Here is a 21139-nt window from a genome sequence, read left to right as displayed (position 1 = left end):
AAACTCCTTACGGCTTGCAGTCCACGTGGCACACGCTGGACAGCGTGCCAGGGTCGTTGGGGAACCAGCGCTTCTTGAGCCAGAGGGCCACATTCACCAGCCCGATGAGCACCGGCACCTCCACCAGCGGCCCGATGACCGCGGCAAAGGCCTGGCCGGAATCCAGCCCGAAGACTGCCACAGCAACCGCAATGGCCAACTCGAAGTTGTTGCTTGCTGCGGTGAAGCTCAAGGTGGCGGACTGGGCGTAATTGGCCCCGGCCTTCATGGACAGCCAGAAGGAGGCCAGAAACATGATCAGGAAGTAGATGAGCATGGGCGCGGCCACGCGCAGAACGTCAAAGGGCAGGGCCACCATGACCTCGCCCTTGAGGGAGAACATGACCAGAATGGTGAACAGCAGGGCCACCAGGGTGATGGGGCCGATCTTGGGCGCGAACACCGTGTCGTACCACTCGCGGCCCATGACCTTGAGCCCGATGATGCGCGAGGCCAGACCCGCCAAAAACGGGATGCCCAGATAGATGAACACGCTCTCGGCTATCTGGCCCATGCTGATGTTCACCGCCGCGCCTTCAAGCCCCAGCCAGCCAGGCAACACGGTGAGGAACATCCAAGCGTACAACGGGAAAAACAGGACCTGGAACACGGAATTGAAGGCCACAAGACCCGCACAGTACTCGCGGTCGCCCCCGGCCAGGTCGTTCCACACAATGACCATGGCGATGCAGCGCGCCAGCCCGATGAGGATCAGGCCGGTCATGTAGGCGTGGTGGCCGGAAAGAAAGGTCACGGCCAGCCCGAACATCAACACCGGGCCGATGACCCAGTTCTGCACCAGCGACAGCGCCAGCACGCGCACGTTCTTAAAAACCTGCCCCATGAGCTCGTAGCGAACCTTGGCCAGGGGCGGGTACATCATCAGGATGAGGCCCGCCGCGATGGGCAGGTTTGTGGTGCCGCTCTGCATGCCGCCCACGGCCTGCTTGAGCCCGGGAAACAGGTACCCTGCGCCGATGCCCGCGAACATGGCGGCGAAAATCCACAGAGTCAGCCAGCGATCCAGAAACGACAGCTTACCTGTGACGGATTCAGACATGGTGAGCCTCCTTACTGGTCAGCACATGCGGGAGAGGAACACGTGGGCTACTTGCCCGAGGACTGGACCTTGCCGGTTTCCCTGCCGGTGGACTTGCCGCCTGCCTTGCCATCGGGCTTCTGGTTCAGGGCAGCCATGAAGTCGCGCGCCTCGTCGCCGCGCAGCAGTTCAGCCAGGCCCACCAGCCCGCCCACGAGATAGCACGCGTTATAGCCCTTGGTGGTGAGGTAAACCATGGCGATGTTCGAGCGGTCGATGTGCGGGCAGGCCGTGACGATTATTTTGTCCTTGGGCAGCTCGTTCAACCTCGCGGGCAGCTCGTTCAGGGGAATCTTGAGCGCGAAACTCGGGCCCCAGGCCTGCTGCTCCTCCGGGAAGCGGATGTCCACCAGCACGGCCTCTTTTTTGATGAGCAGGGCCAGAAGCTCCTTGCCCGAGCACTTCATGAGCTTGCGCGTCTCGTAATCGAATTCGCGCACGTAGGTGTCGAGGCTTATGGGTTCTGCCGCGACGGCAGGTCCGGCCACAGCAAGCAGGCCAAGAAGGCAGGCGGCGGCGAAAAACTTCATGTGGACCTCCCAGGTTGATGGTCGCGGGGCTTCGTCCCAGTCTGATCAACCCAGACCGCTGCCCAAAAACGGCCTGGCGATAAAATACACACCGAGCAAACCGACAAGAACCCCGGCCATCCGCCGCACCCACGTCCCGCCGCCGGAGAAGCCCTCCAGCATGCGCCGGGCCAGGGAGGCAGAGCTGCCTGCAATGACAATGGGCAGACAGTGCCCCAGGGCAAAGGTCAAAATGAGCCCCACGCCGGTAAGCACCTGCTCCTGCACGGTGATGACGGCCAAGAGCGGGGCCAGGAAGCCGAAGGTGCAGGAGCCGGACAAAAGCCCGTAGCCCAGGCCCATGATGAGCGCGCCGGAAACCCCGTGCACCTTGAGCTTTGACATGAGCCCGCCGGAAAGCCTGCACGCGGCCACGCCCAGCATGTCCAGCGCCACGAACACAAGCACCGCTCCCACGGCCATGGTCCAGTAGGAGCCCACGTCGCCCAGCATGCGGCCCAGGAGCGCGCAGGCCACGCCCACCAGGGCGATGGTGGTGAAAAGCCCCAGGGTGAAGACCACGGCGTAGCGCACGGCCTCGCGCCCTTCCACCAGCCTGCCCTGCCCGGCCACATAGCCCACCATGAGCGGGATGCTGGCCAGATGGCAGGGGCTGAACAGCACGCTCACCAGCCCCCAGAGGAAGCTGCCCGCGTAAGCCGCGAGGGAATCTCCGGTCATCCAGGCGTTGATGGCCAGGAGGAACTGTTCAAGGAGGCCGGGCATGGAGCTTCCCTGCTACTTCGCCAGCAGCTTGTTCAGCGTGTCGGAGGCGGTCTTCTTGTCCATGAAGCCCTCGTGGCGCGAAACCTCCTGGCCTGCCCTGTTAAAGAATATCTGCGTGGGAATGGCCCGGATGCCGAACTTTCTGGCCGCATCGTTGTCCTCGCGCACGTCGATGAACACCACAGCGGCCTTGCCCCGGTAGTCCTTCTCAAGCTCCACCAGAATGGGCGCCATCATCTTGCAGGGAATACAGCTCTTCGCGCCCAGGTCCAACATGGTCACCACGCCTTTCACCGGCACCTGCGGAGCCTGAGCCGGTGCGGCAAAGGCCAGCGTGCCCGCCAGACACAACGCCAAGGCCAGGAGGAGACAACGCGTCATTTTCCGAGCCACGCCAGAATCTCCTTTTTCGACGGAACCTTGCCTGAGCATTTCACCACGCCGTCCACAACCACGGCAGGGGTGGCGAAAACGCCCAGCATGGCCATTTCCTTGAAGTCCGAAACCTTGGTCACCTGGGCCGGCACCCCGGCCTCGGCCACAGCCTCGCGCACCAGCTTCTCCGCCTCGTGACACTTGGGGCACCCCGGCCCAAGAACCTTGATTTCCATGTTCGTTCTCCGTGTTTTGCCGCTTTGTGCGCTAGCCTTTTTTGAGCTCGTCGACCATGCCGCGCAGAGCCCGGCCCTCGGGATTCTTGGCTGCGGGATTCACCTGCAACAGCTTTTCCCAGGTGGCGACGGCGGCGGTGCGGTCCTGCACGTCGTGCAACAGCACTACACCCTTATTATACAAGGCATTCTCGTGGCGCGCGTCCAGCTTGAGAGCGGTGTCGAAAATCTCCAGCGCCTTCTTGGGCTCGCCAGCCTCGCGGTGCATGATGCCCAGATCGGTCCACACGTCGGCGCTCACCGGACCGAGGGCGATGGCCTTCTCATACGCGGCGATGGACTTCCGGGCCTGGTGGGTGTCGAAATACAGGTTGCCCAGCTCGATCCACTGGGCCTGGTCGCCGGGCTTCTGCGCTGTGGCTATCTCCAGCTCGCCTATGTGGGCCAGCTCCGCAGTATGGTCGTGCCCGTCCCCTTTCTGTCCGGGCATCTGGGCAGCAGGCTGGCTCATGGTCTGCATGGGCATCTGCGCGGGCTGGCGCAGCTCCATGGAGATGCTTCCCAGGAAAAATCCAACGGCCAGCGCCGCCACTATACCGCCAATGAACTCGCCTTTGCTGAAAGTGCGCGCCGATTCGGCCATGCGCTTATTCTCCGTTTGCCCCGCGCGGGGCGGGGGTTGCGTGTTGTGCTGACTCCAGATTGCTGAACCGAAATCCAATTACTGAGCTGCCGCCTCCAGCCTGTTGGCCGCCAGCAGCCCGGCGCGCACGATGAGTTCCTCGGACAGGGCCTCATACTCCCGGCCCTCCAGGCGCAGGGTGCGGCAATCGGTCTGCGCGCCCAGCAAGTCGCAGCAGGACTGGCAGTGACTCTCGCCCACCTCGGCGCCCAGCAGGTCTTCCAAAGGCTGGCCGCCGATAAACACACGATTGCTCTCCGTCACGGCAAAAAGCGGCAGGGCCTTTTCCATCAGGACCACTTCGATGCCCCGCGGGGCCAGCGCCTCACGCAGCGCCAGGACGGCCCGGCGCACGCTCTCGCCCGTTTCGCCGCAGCGTTCGCACGTTTCCGCCCCCTTAAGCACCCTCTGCCAGAGAATATCGAGCCGCATGCGCCCCATGGCAAGAACCGCCTACATAATTGCGTTGAACAAAAAACCCACCAGCAAAATGCCCAGGCCGACCACGCCCACGAAGACCGCCAGCAGCTTGGGCTTGAGCACCTTGCGCAATATGACCATCTCCGGCAGCGAAAGCGCGATGACGGCCATCATGAAGGCCAGCACAGTGCCCAGCGCCGCGCCCTTTTCCAGCAGCGCGTGGACCACGGGCACGATGCCCGCCGCGTTGGAGTACATGGGAATGCCGATGACCACCGCAGCAGGCACGCTCCACCAGGCCTCGCGGCCCATGATGGACGCCAGGAAACCCTCGGGCACATAGCCATGGATGCCTGCGCCCACGGCGATGCCCGCCACCACCCAGGGCCAGACCTTGCCCAGAATGTCGCGGGCGGCAACGGCCCCGGCGTCCAAGCGCTCGGCCCAGGTCAGCTCCGGCTGGTCGGTCTCTCCGCCGCCGGCCCGCACGGCCAGCACCCAGTCCTCAACGTGGCGCTCAAGCTTGAGCCGCCCGATGACAAAGCCGCAGACCATGGCCACGGCCAGCCCTGTGCCCATGTAGATGGCCGCCACCTTCCAGCCCAGCAGGCTGTAAAGCAGCACCACGGCAATCTCGTTGACCATGGGAGCGGAGATAAGAAAGGAGAAGGTGACGCCAAGGGGCACCCCGGCCCCCAGGAATCCGATGAACAGCGGCACGGCGGAACACGAGCAGAAGGGCGTGACAATGCCGAGCAGCGCGGCCAGCACGTTGCCGAAAGCCTCGCTTTTGCCCGCCAGCAGGCGGCGGGTGCGCTCCGGGGTAAAGAAGCTGCGCAGCACGCCCACGCCGAACACCACCAAGGCCAGCAGCAGCAGCACCTTGGGCGTGTCGTAAAGAAAGAACTCCACGCTGGCGCCCAGGTGGCTGGTCAGATCCAGGCCCAGGAGGTTCTGCGTGGCGAAACGGGCGATGCCCGGCAGCATCTGGTACAGGTTCCACCAGATGACGAGCGCGGCAAAGGTGAGGCCCAGCTTGCCCGGCAGGCTGGAAGGCGGGGCAAGCACCTCGGCCACGCGCTGGGCGCGGGCTTCGGCCTGGGCTTGGCGATTCTTCTCGCGCTGGGCGCGCAGCATCTCGCGGGCCTCTCGCACGGTCTTGGGCTGGCAGGAGCAGGGCTTGTCAGCATCAAGGGAGCCCAGCGGCTTCAATTCCTTCATTATCCGTCCCTCTGCGCCCTATGGGCAACCCAGGCGCGCAGCGTGGTTTCAATGTCATCGCGCACGGCGCGCACCTTGGCCAACTGCTCCTGCGGCGTTCCCGCAACCGTGCCGGGGTCATCGAAGCTCCAGCGCTCGGTGACGGCCACGCCAGGCACAAAGGGGCACAGGCCAGCGGCCTTGCTGCACACGGTGACGACCACCTCGAACTGTTCCCCGCGCCCGGCCAGTTCGGCCACGGCCTCGGCCACCAGCTTGGTGCGCTTGCCGGAAATATCGATGCCGCGCTCGGCCATGACGGCCACGGCCAGCGGATTGATGGGCGCCGGCTCGATGCCTGCGCTGTGGGCCTCGTACCGGTCGCCCGCCAGGTGGTCAAGCAGGGCCTCGGCCATCTGGCTGCGGGCGGAGTTCTGTCCGCAAACGAAAAGCACCCTGGTCCTGCTCATGGCCGCAGCTCCTTTTCGATGACAGGCTTGCCGCAAGGCGCGGCCTTGTTCATGTTCTCGCGCAGGGCCAGAAGCGCAGGATCGTCCTCCAGCCAGCCGGAGAGAGCGGCCAGCAGGGTGCGCGCATAGGGCGAGGCCGGGTTCTCGACCACGCGGTAATGCACCCAGGAGCCGACCTTGCGCCCGGTCACCAGACCAGCGTCAGACAGGATCTTCATGTGCCGGGATATGGTGGGCTGCGCCAGCTTGAGCGCCCGGATGATCTCGCAGGCGCAGAGCTCCCGGCTTCCCAAGAGCTTCAGTATGGTGACCCGGCCAGGGTCGGAAAGGGCCTTCATGACCCGCAGCAATTCGTCCATGCCGTCCTCCTCGCTTCGAGACATTACAATATGGCTATGTGTCGCAGGTGTCAATGACGCGCGAGCAACTTTGTCGAAGCGTTTGGATCCACACGCCAACACGTTGCCCCGGAGGGGAAAATGTGCGACATGGGGTATGCAATTATCATTGGACCAATAGCTTTGGGGCTCGGCTGTCCAAGGAGACTTCATGCATGAATTCGCACTACTCCTGCGCCAGAGCGAGGACTGGCTTGCAGGCCGCGCGCTGGCCTACGCCACAGAGCGTGGATACACCGCGCATGCGTCCATCAGCGAAGAGGCCTGCCGCCTCTTCATCCGCGGACTTTCAGAAGCGCTGCAGGAAGCCCTTGGCCGCGGCCTTGCCGCAGTGGAGATGGGACCGGACGATCGCTTTGGCGAAAGCCTCCTGGAAGCCTTTGCGGTTGCGGAAGCCCGGCGCCAACAGGCACAAGGGATAAGCTTGGGCGAGTTTCTGGGGCTCATGTCCCAGTATCGCCAGTCTTATCTAGACCTGGTGGAGCAAAGCATGCTTGCGGACCAGCTCCGGCGCGACAGCCTGCGCTTCGCCTCGCGATTCTTCGACAGGCTCGCCACCGCCGTGAGCGTTGATTGGAACGCCGACGACAATTCCGCCGAACAGGCTGCTCTGCGCCAGCAGAACCAGTGCACCCTGAGCGAAAAGCGCCATCTGGCCGCAGTGTTCCAGGCCCTGCCCAACGCAGTGATCTTGTCCGACCCCGAAGGCCGCATCACCGACCTGAACCAGACCGCCTGCCGTTGGCTGAGCGAGACCCTCGGCGGCGAGCCGGGACCGGATGGCGGCGAAGTCTGCCCCAGCTCCGAGACTTTCGTGTCCAAAGATCTGGCGGCACTGCTGCCCTGGGTTGCCCCGGCCCTGGAACGCCTGCGCAGCAGCCTTTCCGCCGACCACGCCGAACCCATCGGGCTTGAACGCCTGGCCGAGGGCGAGAAGCTGGCCTTCCTCGACACCCGCGTGTTCCCGCTCTTCAGCGCCAGCGGAGCTTTCGAGGGCATTGCGGTTATCATCCAGGACGTCACCGCCCTGCGCGACGCCTCCGAAACCCAGGCGCGCATCGCCTCGGAGCTGCGCGGCCAACTGCGCGAAGCCGCAGGCCTGAACCGCTTGGCCGAAGTGCTGAGCCGCAACCAGGACGGCGACGCGGAACTGCTGCAAGGCGCCGCCGACATCCTTCCCTTGTGCTGGGACGCGCCCGACGGCATGACCGCGCGCATCAGCTTCGACGGCCAGGACTACTTCAGCGCCGCCGCCCCCGGCGCAACCTGCTCCCACTCCTTGGCGCAGCCCCTGAACGTCTTGGGCCATGAGCGCGGGGCCGTGCATCTGTGCAGCCCCCATGCGGCCCATCCGTTCCAGCCCGACGACGAGGCCATGCTCTCGGCCATCGCCCGGCAATTGGAGCATGTGCTCGACACGCGGATCTCCCTGGCGATGCTCAGCAAGTCCGAGCGGCAGTTCCGGGAGTTCTTCAACAACGCGGCCGACGCCATCTTCATTCACGACGGGCAGGGCCGCATCCTCGACGCCAACAAGAACGCGGGCATCTGGCTCAACCTCTCCACCGAAAGTCTTTCCGGTGCGAACCTGCTGGAAAACATGGCCGAGGCCGACCAAAAGGCCGGGGCCAGCCACCTCGCAAATGCTCTGACCGGCGCGCCGGAGCTGTTCCAGGCCACCCTCGTGCGGCGCGACGGTTTCACCATCCCGGCAGAGTTCCTTTGCCAGGCCCAGGAATTCCAGGGCCAGCCCGCGCTCATCACCAGCGCCCGCAACACTGCCAGCCGCCAGAAAAATCAGGCCGAGATCGAGCACAGACTAGAGACCGAGGCGCTGGTATCAGCTATTTCTGGCCGGCTCATCAACTCCGGCGACAAGGAAATGGCCCTGGCCATAGAGGAATGCCTCGCCGACCTCTGCCGTTTTCTGGACATGCGCCTGGGCGGGGTGTTCCTGTTCCACGCCCGGACGCGGACCTTCACCCTGACCCATCAGACGCGCACCCTGACCGACGACGCTCTGCCCCGGAGCCTGCGCCGTCTGGGCCCGCGCAAGGCGCCCTGGCTCACGGAGCGCATCCTCGCCGGGGAGCGCGTGTTCATCCGCGATGCGGCCCACATGCCCCCGGCCGGACACAAAGAAAAAGAATTGTTGTCCGGCGCTGGCATATCCTGCCTGGCCGCAGTGCCCATGCTGGTGAACGATCGGCTGCTGGGCATGCTGATCATAGCCTCAGCCGCCCCGCGCGACACCGCGCGTCTGACCGACTCCCGCGTGCTGGGCCAGGTTACCCTGCTTTTGTCCACCGTCATTGAGCGGCTAGGCGCCGCGACGGCGCTGCGCCGCAGCGAAAGCCTGTCGCGCGCCATTCTGGACGCCCTGCCCGCCAACCTGTGCGTGCTGGACCGCCACGGCGTGCTGACCATGGTCAACAGATCCTGGGCGGCCACCGGCCCGGAAAGCACCCCCCTGTGCAGCGGCGTGCGACTTCGCCTGGGCGACAACTACCTCGAAGCCTGCCGCGCCGCGCAGGACAATACGCACGCAGCAGCAGCCCTGGCTGGCATCCAGGCCGTGCTTTCGGGCAAGGCGCCATTCTTCCGCACCGAGTATCCAGGCACGGTGACCGGAAAGCAGCGCTGGTTCGTCATGCAGGCAACGCCCCTGGCCAAGGGCATGACCGGGGCGGTGGTATCCCATCGCGACATCACCGAGCGCATGCAAGCCATCAACGAGCTGCGAGAAAGCGAGGAACGCTTCCGCATCATCGTGGAAACCGCGCAAGAAGCCATCATCATGCTCGACACCAAGGCCGCCGTCACCTACGCCAACCCGCGCGCAGGCACGCTTTTCGGCTACGAGCTGCAAGACCTCCTGGGCCGCCCGTTCTTCGACATCCTGGACCCGGAGGACCGCAGCCTGGTTCTGCAGAAGATCAAGCGCCGCCGCCAGGGGCTCTCCGACCAGTACGAGCTGCGCTTCCGGCACAAAAACGGCCAGCGCATCTGGACCCTGGTCAACGCCAGCCCCCTGATCGGGCCGGACGGCCTGCACGCAGGCTCCATCGGCCTGATTACCGACATCAGCGACCGCATCCGCGCCGAGGCCCGCATGCGCAGGAACGAGGCCCGCTACCGCTCCCTGGTGGAGAGCATGCACGAGGGGCTGCTCATGGCCAAGCCCGGCGGGGTCATCACCTACGCCAACGACCGCCTCTGCGAAATGCTTGGCCGAAGCAAGGCCGTGATCACAGGCCGGCCCGTAACCGAATTCGTGGAAGAGGGCAGCCAGAGGCGCATGGCCGAGATGCTCATCTCCAGCCACCCCGGGGGCCAGCCGGATCATCATCGCACCGGGGCCGAGGAAATTCTCTGGAAGCACGCGACCGGGCGACATATCTACTCACTGGTCTCCCCTTCGATTTCCGCCGACGAGGAAGGCAAGGCCGCAGGCTTCTTCGCCGTCATCACCGACACCACCGAGCGCAAGGGTTTGGAGTCCCAGCTTATGCACTCACAGAAGCTGGAGGCCATCGGCCAGCTGGCCGCGGGCATAGCCCACGAGATTAACACCCCGGCCCAATACGTGGGCAACAACACCCAGTTCATAAAGGGCGCTTTTGATGACATCTTCGTCATCATCCACGCCGTTCGCGAACTCATCAACGGAGCCAAGACCGCCTGCCCCGGCATGGCCGACATCGATGCCCTGGAAAAACTCATGGTGGAGCGCGACATCAACTACCTGGCGGAGGAAGTGCCAGGGGCCCTCAACCAGACCCTGGAAGGGGTGGAGCGCATCAGCACCATCGTGCGCTCGGTGAAGCAGTTCGCCCACCCCGGCGCGGCGATCATGGCCCCGTCCGACCTGAACGAATCAATGAAAAGCACGGCCACGGTGTCGCGCAACGAATGGAAGTACGTCTCCGAGCTGGACCTGAACCTGGACCCCGCGCTGCCGCTGGTGACGTGCATGAGCGGCGAGATCAACCAGGTGGTGCTGAACCTCATCATCAACGCCGCCCACGCCATAGCCGACGCCAAGAAAACCGACCCCAGCCGCGAGGGGCGCATCACCCTGTCCACGCGCTTCGCCCCGCCCTGGGCCGAGATCCGCGTGGCCGACACGGGCACGGGAATTCCCGCTGCGGTGCAGACAAAAATTTTCGATCCCTTCTTCACCACAAAGGAAGTGGGGCGCGGCACGGGCCAGGGCCTCACCATCTCGCGCAGCATCGTGATGGAGAAGCACAAGGGCCAATTGTTCTTCGAGACCGAACAGGGCGCGGGCACCACCTTCGTGGTGCGCCTGCCCCTGGAACAAAAAGAGGTTTGAGCCAGCATGAAGCGCACAATTCTCTTTGTGGACGACGAGCCGAACATCCTCCAGGGACTCAAACGCATGCTGCGGCCCATGCGCGACAAATGGGACATGCTCTTCGCCAATTCCGGGGCAGAGGCCCTGGAGCTCATGTCGAAACAGCATGTCGACGCCATCGTCTCGGACATGCGCATGCCCGGCATGGACGGCCCGCAGCTGCTGCGGCTGGTCATGAAGGAACACCCAGGCACCATCCGCTTCGCCCTGTCCGGCTACTCGGACCAGGAGATGGTGGGGCAGAGCATCGCCCCCACCCACCAGTACCTCACTAAACCCTGCGACGAAAAGCAACTGGTGAGCGCCCTGGAGCTGGCCATGGGCGCGCGCGACCTGGTGCCCAACAAAAGCGTGCTGGACAAGATCGCCCGGGTGGAGCACCTGCCCGTGCTGCCGGACATTTACACCCGCATCACTGCGGAGCTCGCCAGAGGCGATCCTTCGCCCAAGGACATCGGCGACATCGTGGCCCGCGACATGGGCATGAGCGCCAACATCCTGAAGCTGGTGAACTCCTCGTATTTCGGCCTGCCGCGGCACATCGCCGCGCCGCAGCAGGCGGTCATCGTGCTCGGGGTCAACGTCATCCGTTCGGTGATCCTGTCCATGCACGTGTTCAGCAGCTTCCAGCACATCGGCCGGGCGTCATTCTCCCTGCCCATGCTCTGGAGCCACAGCATGCGCACCGGGGCCATGGCCCGCACCATCGCCCATCACGAGGGCCTGTCCGGGGAGGAAGCCGACCACGCCTACATCGCCGGGCTGCTGCACGACATGGGCAAGCTGCTTCTGGAGACCCACTGCGCAGAAGAGTGCGTGCGCATCTATGACGAGGTCCGGGCCAACAACCGCCGCGTGGCCGAGGTGGAGGCCGAGCAGCTCGGCATGACCCACGCTGAGGTGGGCGCATACCTTCTGGGCCTTTGGGGACTGCCTCCGCAGGTGGTGCAGGCCGTGGCGCGCCACCATGACCCAGCTCCGCAGGAAGACGGCCTGGACGCCGCAGACATCGTCCACTTCGCCAACCTGCTGGACCATGACATTTTCGTATTCAACGAACACTACGCCAAGGCCACGCCCACGCCGGAACGGCTGGACGCCATCGGCGGGCCGGAACGCTACGCCGAATGGCGCCAGGCCGTGCTGGTCATGGGCCTGGGAGCGGAAGGCAAATGAACCGAAAAGTGCTTTTCGTCGACGACGACGTGAACTTGCTGGAGAGCTTCAAGCGCCAGTTGCGCAAAAAGGCCGAGCTGGTCACAGCCGAGGGCGCCAAGGCCGGAATAGAGGCTGCGGCGCGCCAGGGTCCCTTTGCCGTGGTCATCAGCGACTACAGCATGCCCGGCATGAACGGGGTGGACATGCTGCGCGTCATCCGCCACGGCAGCCCGGACACGGTGCGCGTGCTTTTGACCGGCCATGCCGACCTGGACATCGCCATCCAGGCCGTGAACGAGGGCAGCATCTTCAGACTGCTCACCAAGCCCTGCCCGCCGGACACCATAGAGAAGGTGCTGGACGACGCCTTCCGGCACTTCGACCTCGTCACCGCCGAGCGCGAACTGCTGGAGAAGACCCTCACCGGCAGCGTGTCCGTGCTCTGCGATCTCATTTCCCTGGTGAAGCCGGAGGTGTTCGGGCGGGTGTCGCGTATTTTGCCGTACTTGCGCGGGGTGAGCAAAGGCGTGGGCGACCCGCGCCCCTGGGAAACCGAGACAGCGGCCATGCTCTCAGTGGTGGGGTTCATCACCCTGCCCGACTCGCTCATCAACAAAGTGGAGAAGGGCAAGCCCCTTACCGACGCCGAGGAGAAGCAGTTCTTAGGCCACCCGGCCTTTGGGGCGCGCCTGGTGACCAAGATTCCGCGCATGGACCGCGTGGCGGCCATCGTGGGCTACCAGGAAAAGCACTTCGAAGGCGGAGGCGTGCCCAAGGACGATGTGAAAGGCGAGCAGATCCCCCTGGGCGCGCGCATCCTCAAAGCGGTGGTGGACTTCGACATCCTGCTGGCCAACGGCATGCCCAAGGGCGACGCCATAACCAAGCTGGACCGTCGCAAGGGCGTATACGACCCGGCCGTGCTGGCAGCCCTGGCCAAGGTGCTCACCGAACATGCCCGCTACGTCATGCAGAAGGTGCACTTGCTTGGCCTCACGCCCGGCATGATCATGGCCGAGGACCTGTATGGAGTGCGCGGCACGGAGACCTTACTGCTCATCGCCAAGGGCCGCGAGATGAATGAGACCGTCATCGAGTACCTCATCGACAATTCGCGGAGCATAAAAATAAACCAGCCGGTGGCTGTGCTGCAGCCCCTGCCCTAGGAGAACAAGACGTGCCCGACCAGGATTTCCGGATCGCGGAGACCGCCAAATACCGCGTGCTGCTTGTGGACGACGACCAGAACCTGCTTGATTCCTTTCGGCGCATGCTGAAGGACGAATTTGACATCTTTTCCGCCGAGGACGGCCAGGAGGCCCTGGACGTCATGGACACATGCGGGCCGTTCACGGTCATCGTAAGCGACCTCAAGATGCCCGGAATGGACGGCATCGAGCTGTTGTCCCGCGTCTCGCGCACGCATCCGGACACGGTGCGCATCCTGCTTACCGGACACGCGGACATGCAGGCCGCCATGGACGCCTCCAACAAGGGCTACGTGTACCGCTTCCTCACCAAGCCCTGCCCGCCTGACCTTCTGCGCCTGACCCTGTCGGACGCCTGCCGCCACGCCCAACTGCTGCGCGACCAGCGCGAACTCTTCGCCCTCAAGCACTGCAAGGTGCTGCTCGAAGGCATCGTGCGCGGGTTCTCCACCCTGGTGGAGGCGCGCGACGCGTACCTGGCCGGGCACCAGCAGCGCGTCACCGCCCTGGCCCTGGCCATGGGCCGGGAAATGGGCCTCTCCGCAGACGAACTGGACACCCTGCGCATCGCCGGGCTCCTGCACGACATCGGCAAGGTCTACGTGCCTGCGGACTTCCTGAACCGCCCCGGCATTCTGCGGGCGGAGGAGCTCTCCGTCATCCAGATGCACCCGGAGGTGGGCTACGACATCCTGAAGCACCTGGACCAGGACTGGCCGGTGGCAGTCATCATCCGCCAGCACCACGAACGCATGGACGGCTCAGGCTATCCGCAGGGGCTCAATGGCCGGTTCATCACGCAGGGCGCGCGCATTCTGGCCGTGGCCGATGTGGTTGACGCCATGTGCTCCCACCGTCCCTACCGGCCCAGCCTGGGCATCACCGCCGCTCTGGCTGAAATCGAAAAGAACCGTGGCAGACTCTACGACGAGCGCGCGGCCAACGTGTGCCTGATGCTGTTCCGCGAACGCGGCTACAGGCTCGAGGGTGCGCTCATCGAGCCCTGAACAATCTTTGAGGCAATGCTGGACATTGGAGTGAAATAGGTTACTTGTCGATAATGGTTCCCACCAACACAACAAATGGAGACGCCATGAATATCGCCATCGTCTACTACTCCATGTATGGACACATCCGCACAATGGCCCAGGCCGCCCTTGAAGCCGCCAACAAGGTGCCCGGCGTCACGGCAACCCTGTACCGCGTGCCCGAGACCCTGCCCGACGAGGTGCTGGCGAAAATGGGCGCGCTGGAGGCCTCCAAGGCCCAGGCCGACGTGCCCCTGGCTACGCCGGAGGTGCTGGCCGCAGCAGGTGGCGTGCTCTTCGGAACGCCCACGCGCTTCGGCAACATGACGGGCCAGATGCGCCAGTTCCTCGACTCCACCGGCGGCCTGTGGGCCAAGGGCGCGCTCATCGGCAAGCCAGCCGGGGTGTTCACCAGCTCCGGCACGCAGCACGGCGGCCAGGAGTCCACCATCCTCACCTTCATCCCCACCCTGATGCACCAGGGCATGGTCATCGTGGGACTGCCCTACTCGTTCATCGGCCAGATGGGCGTGGACGAGATCGTCGGCGGCTCGCCCTACGGGGCCAGCACCATCGCCGGGGGCGACGGCTCGCGCCAGCCCAGCGAGCGCGATCTGGACGGCGTGCGCTTCCAGGCGCGCCACCTGGCGGAAATCGCCAAGAAGCTTGCGGCCTAGACACGATTATCGCTGACAACAGCACGAAAGCGTGCCATAGGAAAACTGAATCCATCCACCGTTTCCGTCGGCCCAGGCTGACGAAATCGTGGGACGACTACCACACAAACACTCTGGGGGAACCTCATGAAGAAACTGAGCATCGCACTGGCCCTTTCCCTGACCCTTGGCTTCGCCGTTTCCACCGCCCTGGCTGCGGACGGGAAAGCCCTGTACGCCAAATGCGCGGGCTGCCACGGAGCCGACGGCGCCAAGACCGCCCAGAGCAAGGCCCTGAAGGGCATGAGCGCCGCCACCGTGACCACGGCTCTGGAAGGTTACAAGGCCAAGAAGTTCGGCGGCGCCAAGAAGGCCGTCATGGAAGGACAGAGCGCAGCCCTTTCCGCGGACGACATCAAGGCCCTGGCCGCCTATGTGAGCAAGTTCTAGCCCATAGCCCGGGGGGATTGGCGGCTCTTGGCCGCACAACCGAACAGGAGGCGCGCATGAAACGCATCGCCAGCATTCCGGCTCTGGCGCTGGCCATGACCCTGGCCCTGGCCGCAACGGCCCTGGCAGACGACGGCCAAGCCGTCTACGCTGCGAAATGCCAAAGCTGCCACGGGGCCGACGGCTCCAAGTCCCTCATGAGCAAGCCGGTGAAGGGCCTGAAGGCCGAAGCCTTGGTAGCGGCCATGAAAGGCTACAAGGCCAAAACCTATGGCGGCTCCAAAAAGGCCACCATGGAGAACCTGGCCGCCCAGATGTCCGACGAGGACATCAAGGCCGTGGCCGCCTACGTGGGCACGTTGTAAACCATGCGCCGAACCGCCGCATGGACTCTGGCCGCCCTGCTGCTCCTGGCCTGCCCCGGGAGCGCAGGCGCGGCCAACGCCACAGGCGAGCCCGCCGCCGCACAACAATCACATGATTCGCACCCAGCCGCGCCCGAAGCGGCAGTCAAAAAAGGCCCGTCCCCCAAGCCGCCGCTGCCCGTCAACCCGGCAGCGGGAGTAACGGAGCGCCTGGGCCAGCACGCGGATCTGGACGTGGAGCTGCTGGACGAGGGCGGCCAGCGCCTGCGCCTGTCCCAATTGGTGGACAAGCCCACCATTCTGGCCCCGGTGTATTACTCCTGTCCGAACGAGTGCAACGTGTTGCTGGGAACCCTGGCCACGGTGCTGCCCCAGGTGGGGCTCAAGCCCGGCGTGGACTACCAGGTGCTGGCCGTCTCCTTCGACGACCGCGACACCCCGGCCACGGCCACCAAACGCAAGGGCGACTTCTTCAACGCGGGCGCGGCGGGCTTTCCGCCCCTGGCCTGGCGCTTTTTCACCGGAGACGAGCAGAACGTGCGCAGGCTCATGGATTCCGTGGGCTTTGGCTACCAGCGCGCGGGCGACGCGTTCCAGCACTCCGTCGCGCTCATCGTGCTCACGCCCACGGGCAAGATTTCCCGCTACCTTTACGGCATCCGGCCCCTGGCCTTCGACATCGCCCTGGCCACCACCGAGGCCGGGGCCGAGAAGACCGGCTTTTCGGTGAAGCGGGCCATCGCCATGTGCTATACCTACGACCCCGCAGGCCGCAGGTACGTGTTCGACTTCGTGAAGGTGGCTGGTGCGGGCGTGCTCGCCGCCCTCGGCATCTTCGGGCTCTTTCTGGCCTTTGGCGGCAAGAAGCGCGGCGCGGACAAGAAGGGGCCGCAAGCGTAGCCCGGCCCGGCAGTTCATGCAGACACAACAATAGGCGAACGCCACCGAGCGAACAGAGGCATACATGGACCACACAGACGACCCGCAGGCCAAGGCCTTCTATGCTCCGCAGGGCAAGGGCGGCCTGGCGGCCTGGATTTTCTCCACCGACCACAAGCGCATCGGCCTGCTGTATTTGGGTCTGATCCTCACCATGTTCGCCACGGCCACCGTGCTCGGCCTCATCATCAAGCTGAAGCTCATGACGCCGGGCAGCACGCTGCTCACGGCCCAGCAGTACAATGCCATGTTCACCCTGCACGGGGTCATCATGATCTTTCTGGTGGTGATCCCCAGCGTTCCGGCCAGCTTCGGCAACATCTTCCTGCCCCTGCACATCGGGGCCAACGACGTGAGCTTCCCGCGCCTGAACAACTTCTCCTGGTGGCTCTATGTCATCGGCGCGGTGCTGGCCGTGGTCAGCATCTTCACCGGCAACGGCGCGCCGGACACGGGCTGGACCTTTTACGTGCCCTTCAGCGAGCGCACCACCACCAACGTCTCCGTGGCGGTCATCGCGGTGTTCATCCTGGGCTTCTCAAGCATCTTGACGGGCCTGAACTTCATCACCACCGTGCACCGGCTGCGCGCGCCGGGCATGACCTGGCGCAAGCTGCCGCTCTTCGTCTGGTCGCTCTACGCCACGGGCTGGATCCAGGTGCTGGCCACGCCGATCCTCGGCATCACCGCGCTTCTGATCTTCGCCGAGCGCGTGCTGCTGCTCGGGCTCTTCGACCCCGGCAAGGGCGGCGACCCGCTTCTGTACCAGCACCTGTTCTGGATCTACTCCCACCCGGCGGTGTACATCATGATCCTGCCGGCCATGGGCGTCATCTCGGAGATCATCCCGGTGTTCTCGCGCAAGCCCATCTTCGGCTACAACATGATAGCCTTCTCCAGCCTGGCCATCGCCTTTGCAGGCTCGCTTGTGTGGGCGCACCACATGTTCACCAGCGGCATGAGCGACACCGCAGTGCTGGTGTTCTCGTTCCTGACCTTCGTGGTGGCCATCCCCTCGGCCATCAAGGTCTTCAACTGGCTGTCCACCATGTACCAGGGCTCCATCAGCCTGGACCCGCCGCTCCTGTTCTCCCTCGGCTTCATCTTCATGTTCTCCATCGGCGGCCTCACCGGGCTGGTGCTCGGCAGCGCGGGGACCGACATCCACGTGCACGACACCTACTTCGTGGTGGCGCACTTCCACTACGTCATCTTCGGCGGCACGGGCCTTGGCATGTTCGCGGCCATGCACTACTGGGCGCCCAAGGTTTTTGGCCGCATGTACGACCATGGCCGCGCCGCCTGGAGCTTCTGGCTCATCCTCATCGGCATGAACGTTTTATATTTCCCCATGTTCATCATGGGCATGCAGGGCCTGCCACGGCGCTACTACGACTACCTGCCGCAGTACGCGCCCATGCAGATGGTCTCCACCTGGGGCTCCTGGTTCCTGGCCGCCGGGCTCATTCTGATGTTCTACAATCTGTACCAGGGCTGCCGTTTTGGCCCCCAGGCCACCAAGAACCCCTGGGGCGGCGCGACCCTTGAGTGGACCCTGCCCTCCCCCCTGCCGCACGAGGCCTTTCACCACGACCCGGAGGCCCCGGAGCCCTACGACTACAAGGGGGTGAACCCCGATGGCTGAATTAAGCGCCTCCGCACCTGTGGCCCACAAGGACTACCACGCCTCGAAAATGGGCATGTGGCTGTTCCTGTTCACCGAGATCCTGCTCTTCGGCGGGCTGTTCCTGCTCTACGCCACCTACCGGGCCAAATTCCCCCAGGCCTTCCACGAGGGCGGCAAGACGCTCGACGTGTTCCTTGGAGGCCTGAACACCGTGGTGCTCATCACCTCGAGCCTCACGGTGGCGCTGTCCATCACGGCGCTTCGGCGCGGAGCGGTCGTATTCTGTCAAACCCTGCTGGCCTTCACCGTAGCCTGCGCAGGGGCGTTCATGGTCAACAAGGTCATCGAGTGGAGCGCCAAGTTCCACCACGGGCTCATCCCCGGCTCGGAGCACATGGGCCAGCTGCCCCAGGGCCAGAGCATCTTCTACGGGCTTTATTTCGCCATGACCGGCCTGCACGGCATCCACGTCGTCATCGGCGCATCGGTGCTGCTGTGGGTCATGCTGCTCATCAAGCAGGGCAAGGTCACGGGCCAGGACTACGTGGTGCTCGAAAACGCAGGGCTTTACTGGCACATCGTGGACCTGGTGTGGATCTACCTGTTCCCCCTGTTCTACCTCATCTCCTAACGGCGGGGGCGCACATGACACAAACGCAGACAACGCAGCTTGAAGGCCACGGGCACGACCACGAGCACGCGCCCCTTGGCTACCGATTCCTCACCCTCATCTGGGTGGGGCTGATGCTCCTTACCGTAGCGACCGTGGCCGTGGCCAAGGTGGACCTGGGGTACATGAACGTCATCGTGGCCCTGGGCGTGGCCAGCCTCAAGGCCTCGCTGGTCATCTTCTTCTTCATGCACCTCAAGTACGAGAACTGGATCATCAAAGGCATGGTGCTCACGGCCTTCGTCATCCTGGCCATCGCCATCGGACTCACGTTCGTCGACGTGGGCTACAGGTATTAGGGGCAGGCCATGGAACCAAAGCTCGTCAACGTGGTCCAGGCGGTGGACAACACCTTCATGCTGATTTTCGGCATCTCGGCAGTGCTGCTGCTCGGCATCACCGCCGCCATGATCTGGTTCGTCTTCCGCTACAGCCGCAAACGAAACCCCATCCCGGCAACCTACACCGGCAACCTGCTGGCCGAGGTCATCTGGATCGTGGTGCCCAGCATCCTGGTCATGGGCATGTTCTACTCCGGCTGGCACAGCTACCGCGCCCTGCGCGACGCCCCGGAAGGCGCCATGGAGATCAAGGTCATGGCCCGCATGTGGTCCTGGGATTTCGAGTACGAGAACGGCAAACACAGCGGCACCCTGGTGGTGCCCGTGGGCAAGCCGGTGAAGCTGGCGCTCTCGTCCACCGACGTGCTGCACGGCTTCTTCGCCCCGGCCTTCCGCCTCAAGATCGACACCGTGCCCGGCATGACCACCTATGGCTGGTTCCGGGCCGACAAGCCCGGCGAGTTCGTGGTGTTCTGCTCGGTTTACTGCGGCCTGTCGCACGCCAAGATGATCACGGCCATACGCGCCGTGAGCCAGGAAGACTTTGACCGCTTCCTGGCTGAAAAGGGTACAGGCTCAAAACACCCGGGCAAGGCCCTGCTGGACGCCAAGGGCTGCCTGGGCTGCCACAGCCTGGACGGAAGCGCGGCCATTGGCCCCAGCCTCAAGGACGTGTGGGGCCGCGAAGCGGTGCTCGTCACCGCAGACAAGAAGGAAAAGAAACTCAAATACGACGCCGCCAGCCTCAAAATGATTATTATGGGGCCGCGACAGGGCGTGGTGAAGGGCTTTGAGCCCATGATGCCCGCCTATGCGGACCAGATCACCGCCGACGAACTGACGCTGATGCTGGACTTCCTGGAGCGCGGCGACAGCGCCGCCGACGGGCCGGAAGCGGGCCGCGCCGTGGCCGAGGCCCAGGGCTGCCTGGGCTGCCACTCCACGGACGGCAGCGACATCGCCGGGCCGACCTTCAAGGGCATGTTCCGCAAGAAGGGCTCCGCAACCGATGGCGCCGTGGTTGACCGAACCTACGTCGAGTCTGTGCTCAAGGACCCGTCCGGGCGCATCGGCAAGCCCTCGATCATGCCCGCGACAACCGGCCTCGCCGATGCAGACCTTTCGGCCCTGCTGAAGTTTCTGGAGTCCCTGGGAACTGCAACCACGCCCAAGGGGCACGACATGAAGGGGCATGACATGACGCCAGCAAACGCCCACGGAGAACAGCACAAGTGATGTCCACGCCCTTGAGAGACGTGCTGGCCCTTGTGCGGCCGCGCATCGGGCTTTTGGCCGCAGCCGGAGCAGGGGCGGGTTTCCTCGCCGCCGGGCGAGGTCCGGGCTCGGGCCTCATGGCTGCGGCCGCCGGGGCCTTTCTGCTGTCCTGCGGCGCATCCGCCCTGAACCAGGTGCAGGAGCGCGCCGAGGACGCCCGCATGAAGCGCACCAAAAACCGCCCCCTGCCTGCGGGCCGCATGACCGTCAAAGCAGCCTGGGCACTGGCGCTGGTTTGTCTGGCGCTCTCGGCACTGGCGCTGGCCGCCTCCACCGGTGGCCTGGCCGCTGCGCTCTTCGCGCCCCTCACCTTCCTGGTCTACAACGGCCTGTATACGCCGCTGAAAAAGCGCACGTCTCTCGCCATGCTGGTGGGCGGGCTAGCCGGGGCTTTTCCGCCCCTGGTGGGCTTCGCCGCAGCCGGAGCCTCCCCGCTGGGTCCAAACGCGCTGCTCCTGGCCGGAGTATTCTACGCCTGGCAGGTGCCGCACTTCTGGCTCTTTGCGCGCATGCACCGGGCCGAATACGAGGCCGCAGGCTTCCACGTGCCCCAGCACGGCGTGGCCCAAAGCCGCGCAGGCGGAACGCTGGCCCTGTGGCTGGTGGGCTACGGAGCGCTGATGCTGCTGATTCCGGCCTTCGGCCTGGTGGCCCAGCCCGTGTGGCAAGGCCTTGTGGCCGCTCTGGCCGCAGCCTTGAGCCTGGGGGCCTGGCCCCTCATGGCGCGCGAACGCCTGGGCTTCGCCCTGGTCAACGCGTCGCTGCTGCTGTTCCTGTGCTTCCTGGCCGCCGACGCCCTGGACATCCTGGGCCTGGCGGCCTGATCCCCC

Annotated in this window: 23 protein-coding genes; 13 read left to right on the top strand and 10 right to left on the bottom strand. The window is 64.7% G+C overall.

Annotated features, from left to right (window positions below):
- Positions 1-7: 7 nt before the first annotated feature.
- The 10 genes from arsB to Q8O35_RS04830 form a co-directional block, all read right to left on the bottom strand.
- On the bottom strand, positions 8-1099 hold the full coding sequence (gene arsB / locus Q8O35_RS04875; protein WP_305571224.1) for an ACR3 family arsenite efflux transporter: 1092 nt from the start codon (positions 1097-1099) through the stop codon (positions 8-10).
- 47 nt (positions 1100-1146) lie between these two features.
- Positions 1147-1668, bottom strand: coding sequence for a rhodanese-like domain-containing protein (locus Q8O35_RS04870; protein WP_305571221.1), 522 nt, complete (start codon positions 1666-1668; stop codon positions 1147-1149).
- Between the two features lie 45 nt (positions 1669-1713).
- Entirely contained in the window at positions 1714-2433 is a 720-nt protein-coding gene (locus tag Q8O35_RS04865; protein ID WP_305571219.1) for a cytochrome c biogenesis CcdA family protein, read from the bottom strand.
- A gap of 12 nt (positions 2434-2445) precedes the next feature.
- Entirely contained in the window at positions 2446-2814 is a 369-nt protein-coding gene (locus tag Q8O35_RS04860; protein WP_305571216.1) for a co-chaperone YbbN, read from the bottom strand.
- Complete coding sequence (locus Q8O35_RS04855; protein ID WP_305571214.1) at positions 2811-3044, bottom strand: thioredoxin family protein; 234 nt, start codon at positions 3042-3044, stop codon at positions 2811-2813. Before Q8O35_RS04855 ends, Q8O35_RS04860 begins: the two co-directional genes overlap by 4 nt.
- A 31-nt stretch (positions 3045-3075) precedes the next feature.
- Positions 3076-3687, bottom strand: coding sequence for a tetratricopeptide repeat protein (locus Q8O35_RS04850; RefSeq protein WP_305571211.1), 612 nt, complete (start codon positions 3685-3687; stop codon positions 3076-3078).
- Between the two features lie 78 nt (positions 3688-3765).
- Positions 3766-4158, bottom strand: a complete 393-nt coding sequence (locus tag Q8O35_RS04845) for a DUF2703 domain-containing protein (protein WP_305571209.1) — start codon at positions 4156-4158, stop codon at positions 3766-3768.
- Between the two features lie 21 nt (positions 4159-4179).
- Complete coding sequence (locus Q8O35_RS04840) at positions 4180-5133, bottom strand: permease (RefSeq protein ID WP_305571237.1); 954 nt, start codon at positions 5131-5133, stop codon at positions 4180-4182.
- A 233-nt stretch (positions 5134-5366) separates the two neighbouring features.
- Positions 5367-5816 (bottom strand): arsenate reductase ArsC, encoded by a 450-nt coding sequence (locus Q8O35_RS04835; RefSeq protein ID WP_305571207.1) that lies wholly within the window; start codon positions 5814-5816, stop codon positions 5367-5369.
- Positions 5813-6175, bottom strand: coding sequence for a helix-turn-helix transcriptional regulator (locus tag Q8O35_RS04830; protein ID WP_305571205.1), 363 nt, complete (start codon positions 6173-6175; stop codon positions 5813-5815). The genes Q8O35_RS04835 and Q8O35_RS04830 overlap by 4 nt, the downstream gene beginning before the upstream one ends.
- A 190-nt stretch (positions 6176-6365) precedes the next feature.
- Here Q8O35_RS04830 and Q8O35_RS04825 point away from each other — a divergent pair, with 190 nt between their 5' ends.
- The 13 genes from Q8O35_RS04825 to Q8O35_RS04765 all read left to right on the top strand — a co-directional run bounded on the left by Q8O35_RS04825 (position 6366) and on the right by Q8O35_RS04765 (position 21133).
- The gene (locus Q8O35_RS04825; RefSeq protein WP_305571202.1) at positions 6366-10550 is read left to right on the top strand and encodes a PAS domain S-box protein; all 4185 of its coding nucleotides are present in this window, start codon (positions 6366-6368) and stop codon (positions 10548-10550) included.
- 6 nt (positions 10551-10556) lie between these two features.
- A complete protein-coding gene (locus tag Q8O35_RS04820; RefSeq protein WP_305571200.1) occupies positions 10557-11768 on the top strand; it encodes a response regulator in 1212 nt (403 codons plus the stop codon).
- Complete coding sequence (locus Q8O35_RS04815; protein ID WP_305571198.1) at positions 11765-12916, top strand: HD domain-containing phosphohydrolase; 1152 nt, start codon at positions 11765-11767, stop codon at positions 12914-12916. The genes Q8O35_RS04820 and Q8O35_RS04815 overlap by 4 nt, the downstream gene beginning before the upstream one ends.
- A gap of 11 nt (positions 12917-12927) precedes the next feature.
- Positions 12928-13965: an HD domain-containing phosphohydrolase gene (locus Q8O35_RS04810; RefSeq protein ID WP_305571196.1), complete on the top strand. Its 1038-nt coding sequence runs from the start codon at positions 12928-12930 to the stop codon at positions 13963-13965.
- Between the two features lie 86 nt (positions 13966-14051).
- Complete coding sequence (gene wrbA / locus Q8O35_RS04805; RefSeq protein ID WP_305571194.1) at positions 14052-14663, top strand: NAD(P)H:quinone oxidoreductase; 612 nt, start codon at positions 14052-14054, stop codon at positions 14661-14663.
- A gap of 126 nt (positions 14664-14789) precedes the next feature.
- Positions 14790-15092, top strand: coding sequence for a c-type cytochrome (locus Q8O35_RS04800; RefSeq protein WP_305571192.1), 303 nt, complete (start codon positions 14790-14792; stop codon positions 15090-15092).
- A gap of 56 nt (positions 15093-15148) precedes the next feature.
- A complete protein-coding gene (locus tag Q8O35_RS04795; RefSeq protein WP_305571190.1) occupies positions 15149-15457 on the top strand; it encodes a c-type cytochrome in 309 nt (102 codons plus the stop codon).
- A gap of 3 nt (positions 15458-15460) precedes the next feature.
- Positions 15461-16357, top strand: a complete 897-nt coding sequence (locus Q8O35_RS04790; RefSeq protein WP_305571188.1) for an SCO family protein — start codon at positions 15461-15463, stop codon at positions 16355-16357.
- A gap of 64 nt (positions 16358-16421) precedes the next feature.
- The gene (gene ctaD / locus Q8O35_RS04785) at positions 16422-18041 is read left to right on the top strand and encodes a cytochrome c oxidase subunit I (RefSeq protein ID WP_305571186.1); all 1620 of its coding nucleotides are present in this window, start codon (positions 16422-16424) and stop codon (positions 18039-18041) included.
- Complete coding sequence (locus tag Q8O35_RS04780; RefSeq protein WP_305571184.1) at positions 18034-18654, top strand: cytochrome c oxidase subunit 3 family protein; 621 nt, start codon at positions 18034-18036, stop codon at positions 18652-18654. Before ctaD ends, Q8O35_RS04780 begins: the two co-directional genes overlap by 8 nt.
- Before the next feature lie 14 nt (positions 18655-18668).
- Positions 18669-18992, top strand: coding sequence for a cytochrome C oxidase subunit IV family protein (locus tag Q8O35_RS04775; RefSeq protein WP_305571182.1), 324 nt, complete (start codon positions 18669-18671; stop codon positions 18990-18992).
- Positions 18993-19001: 9 nt separating this feature from the next.
- On the top strand, positions 19002-20270 hold the full coding sequence (coxB, locus tag Q8O35_RS04770; protein WP_305571179.1) for a cytochrome c oxidase subunit II: 1269 nt from the start codon (positions 19002-19004) through the stop codon (positions 20268-20270).
- Positions 20270-21133, top strand: a complete 864-nt coding sequence (locus Q8O35_RS04765; RefSeq protein ID WP_305571177.1) for a UbiA family prenyltransferase — start codon at positions 20270-20272, stop codon at positions 21131-21133. The genes coxB and Q8O35_RS04765 overlap by 1 nt, the downstream gene beginning before the upstream one ends.
- The last annotated feature ends 6 nt before the right edge of the window (positions 21134-21139 follow it).

This window comes from Humidesulfovibrio sp. (genome assembly GCF_030689645.1).
In the GTDB taxonomy this organism is placed as follows: Bacteria; Desulfobacterota; Desulfovibrionia; order Desulfovibrionales; family Desulfovibrionaceae; genus Humidesulfovibrio.
This window is presented reverse-complemented; position numbering and strand designations above follow the sequence as displayed.